Origin of the sequence: Methanooceanicella nereidis, assembly GCF_021023085.1 — an archaeon.
GTDB classification, from domain to species: domain Archaea; phylum Halobacteriota; class Methanocellia; order Methanocellales; family Methanocellaceae; genus Methanooceanicella; species Methanooceanicella nereidis.
Genome location: NZ_PGCK01000013.1, coordinates 110,769 through 117,318, shown reverse-complemented (window position 1 = coordinate 117,318; position 6,550 = coordinate 110,769). Strand labels below are relative to the sequence as shown.

General features: G+C 47.9%; 6 protein-coding genes. 5 read left to right on the top strand and 1 reads right to left on the bottom strand.

What is annotated here, in order from left to right:
- Nucleotides 1–509: 509 nt before the first annotated feature.
- The gene (locus tag CUJ83_RS14160) at nt 510–1,577 is read right to left on the bottom strand and encodes a phosphotransacetylase family protein (protein ID WP_230743013.1); all 1,068 of its coding nucleotides are present in this window, start codon (nt 1,575–1,577) and stop codon (nt 510–512) included.
- Between the two features lie 555 nt (nt 1,578–2,132).
- On the opposite strand from CUJ83_RS14160, the gene CUJ83_RS14155 reads away from it, so the two are divergent.
- The 5 genes from CUJ83_RS14155 to CUJ83_RS14135 all read left to right on the top strand — a co-directional run bounded on the left by CUJ83_RS14155 (nt 2,133) and on the right by CUJ83_RS14135 (nt 6,411).
- Nucleotides 2,133–3,299, top strand: a complete 1,167-nt coding sequence (locus tag CUJ83_RS14155; RefSeq protein ID WP_230743012.1) for a RuBisCO large subunit C-terminal-like domain-containing protein — start codon at nt 2,133–2,135, stop codon at nt 3,297–3,299.
- Between the two features lie 151 nt (nt 3,300–3,450).
- Nucleotides 3,451–3,924: a dTDP-4-dehydrorhamnose 3,5-epimerase family protein gene (locus CUJ83_RS14150; RefSeq protein ID WP_230743010.1), complete on the top strand. Its 474-nt coding sequence runs from the start codon at nt 3,451–3,453 to the stop codon at nt 3,922–3,924.
- Nucleotides 3,925–3,944: 20 nt separating this feature from the next.
- Complete coding sequence (gene rfbB, locus CUJ83_RS14145; protein ID WP_230743008.1) at nt 3,945–4,901, top strand: dTDP-glucose 4,6-dehydratase; 957 nt, start codon at nt 3,945–3,947, stop codon at nt 4,899–4,901.
- Complete coding sequence (rfbD, locus tag CUJ83_RS14140) at nt 4,874–5,695, top strand: dTDP-4-dehydrorhamnose reductase (RefSeq protein WP_369424434.1); 822 nt, start codon at nt 4,874–4,876, stop codon at nt 5,693–5,695. The genes rfbB and rfbD overlap by 28 nt, the downstream gene beginning before the upstream one ends.
- Nucleotides 5,692–6,411: a sugar phosphate nucleotidyltransferase gene (locus CUJ83_RS14135; protein ID WP_230743004.1), complete on the top strand. Its 720-nt coding sequence runs from the start codon at nt 5,692–5,694 to the stop codon at nt 6,409–6,411. Before rfbD ends, CUJ83_RS14135 begins: the two co-directional genes overlap by 4 nt.
- Nucleotides 6,412–6,550 lie beyond the last annotated feature (139 nt).

Here is a 6,550-nt window from a genome sequence, read left to right as displayed (position 1 = left end):
GACTGTTAACCACGAAGCGCACGAAGGCGAGTAAGGTACACTAGACTGTTAACCACGAAGCGCACGAAGGCGAGTAAGGTACACTAGACTGTTAACCACGAAGCGCACGAAGGCGAGTAAGGTACACAAAAATTTTTTTAATTTATACTAATCTTATAAAATAAGTCTTTGTGTTCCTTGTTCGCCTTTGTGCGCTTTGTGGTTGGAAACCGTGTCCTTGTTCGCCTTTGTGCGCTTTGTGGTTGGAAACCGTGTCCTTGTTCGCCTTTGTGCGCTTCGTGGTTAACAATTAGTGTACCTTAGTCGCCTTAGTGGTGAGCTTGATAAATGATATACTATAATTATTAAGAATTTACCGGGTAGATAATTGAGACGCTATCGGTGTATATTCAAGCGAGAAAACGAATAACTCTTTAAAAAAGATGTCCTATACATAAAAACTTCTTAAGTTATGATAAAAAAGGTTTAAGGCGGTACTTTCACCGCCTTAATTATTCTATCTGGTCCGCTTATTCTTTTATTGAGGTCATTAATTTCTCAGTGTCGATGTTCTCGTCGAACATGTTCTTCATGAGGTCGATCTTCTGGACGTTCTTGACCCTGACGCTGCGGAGCAGCTGCTCCATCTTATCCACTACTGTGGTCGTGTCGTCCGGGCAGAGAATGACCGGTATACCGAGCTCTTCCGCGCGGCCCAGCACTGGTGCGGGCGGGTAGAGGTTACCCGAAAGAACGATACATCTCATGCGTGCCTCGAGAGCAGCCATCTGAAGGTCTGCACGGTCGCCGCCTGTGATTACGGCACGGCTGTGCTTTCTCCTGAACACCTTGATCGCGCTGTCCGGGGCCATTGCGCCCACTACAAGGTTATCAACGGTGACGTCCAGGTTGTTACTGCCTGCGAGCACCTGTCCGTTCAGGCCTTCGGCGATCTCTTTCGCCGTGACTGTCTGGAGCGCCTTGTTCGTCGGTATAACTCCGAGCACCTTGATGCCTTTTCTCTCGAAGTACGGGATGACTTTCTCCCTCACGAAGTTGATCCTTTCCATCCTCGTATTGTTGAAGATAATGCCTATGACCTCGACGTCATCCGACAGTAGCTTCAGGTATGTTGTGATACGGTCGATGGTAAATTCATCGCAGTACTTCGATACGAGCAATATCTTGCTGTTCGTCAGGTGCGCTACTTCGGAGTCCGAAAGGCCTAAAACGGAACTTCCGCTTACGTCTCCGGCACCTTCTAATATCATGACGTCTTTGTCTTTGCTTACTGAGTCAAATGTCTTTTTAAGCTTCTCCGGTAATTTTTTATCCTTGCCCTCAAGGATGTCCTCGAGTAACTGGTGAGTGAACAGGATGGGCGAGATCTCGTCAAGGCTCTCATCGAGGCCCAGCATCCTCTTCATATTCAAAGCGTCGTCATCGGCAAGCTCACCGTTAACGTCAACGATGATGTTTCCGACTGGCTTCATGTATCCTACTCTAAGTTCATTTTCTTTCAGTTTCATTGCCAGCGCCATACACAGCGCGCTTTTACCTGAATATAATTCAGTGGAGCTTACTAGAATCGATCGCATTGTCCTCCCATCCATTTTTCGTTCAGCATACATCACCGGACCGTTAGGAGGGGTCCTCACGCATACTGGTGATTCGTTTGTACCTTATAATGTTACTACACGTTTAATCATTATAAATTCTTCCGTCGGTAGTACATATAAGATGATGAATTAAATAGTACGAAATCAAATTTAACATTTTGTATTTAAATGTCCCCGGAAAGGCACAAATGTAACTAAGATACGCGGTTTTTCGCAATGTGGCGCTCTAAGGGCTCGAAGGTCCACTATTTTTCACCACGAAGGGCGTTAAGGGCTCAAGGGTACACCAGTTTCCACCAAAAAGCGCTCAACAGCGAGTAAGGTACACAAAATTTTTTTTGTATATAATAATTCTTCAAAAAAGTCCTTTGTGAACCCTTGAGCCCATAGAGTGCTTTGTGGTGAAAATGATAATGGTCACTTATGTCAATTATGGTCGAATAAGTACTCTATATAGGTATTAATGATCGAGTCCAATATTCAACAACCGGTATTTTTTAAATGTTTGAAGTATTACTTTAGAGTGTGTTGACTATGGTTAAGGCAACGTATTACGTAGAAGCGGACATGCCGCTCGAAAAGGCTGCTAAGGCCATCGCTGCAGAGCAATCCACTGGAACCTGGACAGAAGTTGAGTATGAAAAGGAAGTCCACGAGAAGCTCGGAGCAAGGGTATTGAGCGCCAAAGATAACATAGTTGAGATCGATTTCCCGGTCGAGATATTCGAGCCGGACAACATACCGGGGATACTGTCGGTCGTTGCCGGAAACCTGTTCGGGCTCGGCGGGCTCAACGCATGCAAGCTCATAGACGTTGACTTTGACCCTATAGTAAAATATTATAACGGCCCTGAATTCGGCATACAGGAAGCCAGAAAATTCCTGGGCGTATATGATCGCCCCCTGGTAGGGACTATAATAAAGCCCAAGGTCGGGCTGAACCCGAAGAGGACGGCAGAAGTCGCCGAGATGGCAGCCCTCGGAGGCCTTGACCTTATAAAAGATGACGAGACACTTACCGACCAGAAGTTCTGCCCGCTGGAGGACCGCCTTATAGCGGTCATGGATAAACTTCACAAGGTAGAGGATAAGATCGGGAAGAAATGCTTCTACGCAGTGAACATAACGGTCGGCGGGGATCAAATAATCGAGCGCGCCGAGAGGGCAAAAGAGCTCGGCGCGAACATGATCATGGTCGACATACTCACAGCAGGCTTCTCTGCCGTACAGGCACTGACGGATGAAAAGATCGGACTACCGATACACGTGCACAGGACGATGCACGGCGCGCTCACGCGCGGCAACTTCGGCATAGCTATGCCCGTCATAGCAAAGCTGACCAGGATGGTGGGCGGCACCAATCTCCACATAGGCACCTACAGCGGCAAGATGGAGCGCAACGTCGAGGAGATCAACTATTCGAGGGATATTCTCAGAAAGCCCTGGGCTGGGTTCAAGCCGATGTTCCCCGCATGCTCCGGAGGACTATACCCGCAACTCGTTAAAGCAAATCTCGACGGCTACGGCATAGACGTCATACTTCAGGCGGGCGGAGGCATTCACGGTCATCCCGAAGGCACCACAGCAGGCGCAAAAGCAATGTTCCAGGCAGTGGACGCATGGAAGAAGGGCGTGTCTATCGAGGAATATGCCAGGGACCATCATGAGCTAGAGATGGCGATAAAGCAGTGGGGGAAGTGAAAGATCTTCTTATCTCCCCGTTTTTTCTATTTTGTAAAGTCACGGTTTTTTGCTATATTTGCATGATCGCTAATATGGCCTCTATGACAGGAATATAATTAAATAATTACAGCATTAAAGAAAGTAACTCAGAGCTTAAAGGGTAATGATTATGGCGAACATTGAAGGCGTATTGATCAAGAACCTTAGAGTTATCCCGGACGAACGAGGGTGGCTCATGGAGATCCTGAGGTGTGATGATCCTATATTTAAACAGTTCGGGCAGGTCTATATGACTACTGCTTATCCGGGCGTCGTTAAAGGATGGCATTATCACAAAAAACAAACAGATAATTTTACCTGTATCCATGGGATGATGAAGGTGGCACTCTATGACGCCAGGGAAGATTCGCCGACCTATAGATCTCTAATGGAGATATTTGTGGGTGAGAAAAACCCTGTATTGATAAGCGTCCCTCCCGGAGTATATCACGGCTTCAAGGCTATCGGCACAGAGACGGCGTACTTCTTAAGCGTGCCGACGCTGCCTTATAACTATAATGAGCCGGACGAATATCGCCTTCCTCCAGACACGAAGGAGATACCGTACGACTGGGGACTTGACCCGAGCCTGAAACATGGCTGATCTTATAAAAAGGTGAAAAAATGAAGTTACTTGTAACAGGCGGATGCGGTTTTATAGGCAGTAACTTTATCCGTCATATGCTTAATAAGTATCCGGATTATGAGATAGTAAACCTCGATAAGCTGACCTATGCCGGAAATCCTGATAATCTTAAGGACATCGAGGATCATCCGGCTTACTATTTCGTAAAATGCGACATCTGCGATGCTGCCGCGGTCAACAACATAATGAGTAAAGTCGACACCGTCGTGCACTTTGCCGCCGAAAGTCACGTGGACCGTTCCATCGAGGACGGATCGGCGTTCGTCAGGACTAATGTGCTGGGCACATATACGCTTCTGGACGCTGCGCTAAAACATGGCATAAAGCGGTTCGTTCACGTATCGACAGACGAGGTATACGGCAGCATTAAAGAAGGTTCTTTTAAGGAGACCGATATTCTCACCCCGTCCAGCCCTTATTCTTCGACGAAGGCGGGCTCGGACCTGCTGGCACACTCCTATTTCATAACCCATAAGCTACCCGTAATAATAACCAGGTGCACTAACAATTTCGGGCCGTTCCAGTACCCGGAGAAGCTTATACCTCTGTTCGTGACGAATCTTATCGAAGGAAAGAGGGTGCCCGTTTACGGGACAGGCATGAATGTCCGGGACTGGATATATGTCCTCGACCACTGCAAAGCCATAGACTTTATCCTGCATAACGGAACGGACGGAGAGATCTATAATATCGGCGGCGGAGCAGAAAAGACTAACATAGAGATCACGAAAAAGATCCTGAACATCCTTGGCGCTGACGAGTCAATGATACAGTACGTGAGGGACCGCCCAGGTCATGACTGGAGATACTCCCTTGACTGCTCGAAACTGAGGTCTATGGGATGGAAGCCGGAGCACACGTTCGAAGAAGCGTTAGATGCTACCGTAAAATGGTATGCGGATAACGAGTGGTGGTGGAAAAAATTAAAACAGTGATCATAGGTTCAGGCGGCATGCTGGGCCAGGATCTATGTAAGGTATATCCTGACGCGATAAAGCTGACGCACAGTGACCTTGACATCACTGACAGGAATGCCGTGCTATCGGTCATAGAGAGCTTAGGGCCCGGTCTGGTGATAAACTCGGCAGCATACACGAACGTGGACGGATGCGAAGATACGCAGGAACTGGCTTATGACGTTAACGGCAGGGCTCCGGGATACATCGCCGAAGGATGTGCCCGTGCCGGAGCGACACTTGTTCATTATAGTACTGACTACGTTTTTGACGGCTCAATGAAAGAGTACAGGGAATGGGATACCACTAACCCTATCAACGTTTACGGCAAGTCCAAGCTCGCGGGCGAAAGGAACATCATGGCCTTCATGAAGGATTACCGGATCATAAGGACATCATGGCTTTTTGGCCTTCACGGGAGGAACTTTGTCGAGACGATGCTGGCGCTGTCGGCACAGATGGACACGGTCCGCGTCGTGAACGACCAGTTCGGCAAGCCTACTTATACTGCGGACCTCGCTGCAAAGACCCCTGAGATAGCGGGGCTTGACCCGGGCATTTACCATATTACCAATGAAGGTGTCTGCTCCTGGTACGAGTTCGCAAAGGCTATAATAGATAACGTATCACCATGTACCAGCCAGGAGTATGTCAGGAAGGCAAAAAGGCCTGACTATTCGGTACTTATCAATACTAAGACGACCCCGATGAGACACTGGAAAGAGGCTCTCGCGGAATATCTGGAACTAAGAAAAAGTGGTGGAAAAAAATGAAAGGCATTATCCTTGCAGGCGGGACGGGCTCTCGCTTATTCCCATGTACTAAGGTCACTAACAAGCATCTGCTACCCGTTTATGATAAGCCGATGATCTATTATCCGTTAAAGACCCTTATGGATGCCGGGATCACGGAAATAATGATCGTCTCAGGCAAGGGCCATGCAGGGCATTTCCTAGAGCTTCTCGGATCGGGAAGCGAGTTTGGCGTACACTTCACGTATGAGATACAAAAGGAAGCAGGCGGCATCGCCCAGGCGCTGGGGCTTGCAAGACGCTTTGCAAACGGTGAAAATGTCGCCGTCATACTTGGCGATAACATTTACCAGGACAATGTCCGAGAGACCGTACAGTCCTTTAAGTCCGGCGCTCATATCTTCTTAAAAGAAGTTACCGATGCATTCCGTTTTGGAGTGGCAGAGGTCGACGAGGCCAATAAAAAAGTGATCGGTATCGAGGAGAAACCGGCGAACCCAAGATCAAATTATGCGGTGACAGGATTATACATATACGATAACTCCGTATTTGACGTTATCAGGACGCTCAAGCCGTCAAAGAGGGGAGAGCTGGAGATCACCGACGTGAACAACGAGTATATCCGGCGCGAAGAACTGTCATATACAGTGCTCGAAGGATACTGGAGCGATGCAGGCACGTTCGAATCGCTGTTCAGGGCAAGCGAGCTTGTACGTAATAGCGCAAAGGATGAATGATCTTATTATCGGGGGAAATAATCACCCCCTGTTTATTTATTGCCGTGCCAACGACCTTCTGGCAAGGATACTAAAGGGTTTTATATAATCGGCATATCAAGCCTAATATGGTAAACTAAGTTTTCCGGGTGTGCAGGAG

Coding starts and splice junctions, on each gene's coding strand:
- CUJ83_RS14155 (WP_230743012.1), top strand. CDS start 2,133: ATGGTTAAGGCAACGTATTACGTAGAAGCGGACATGCCGCTCGAAAAG.
- CUJ83_RS14135 (WP_230743004.1), top strand. CDS start 5,692: ATGAAAGGCATTATCCTTGCAGGCGGGACGGGCTCTCGCTTATTCCCA.
- CUJ83_RS14160 (WP_230743013.1), bottom strand. CDS start 1,577: ATGCGATCGATTCTAGTAAGCTCCACTGAATTATATTCAGGTAAAAGC.
- rfbB (WP_230743008.1), top strand. CDS start 3,945: ATGAAGTTACTTGTAACAGGCGGATGCGGTTTTATAGGCAGTAACTTT.
- CUJ83_RS14150 (WP_230743010.1), top strand. CDS start 3,451: ATGGCGAACATTGAAGGCGTATTGATCAAGAACCTTAGAGTTATCCCG.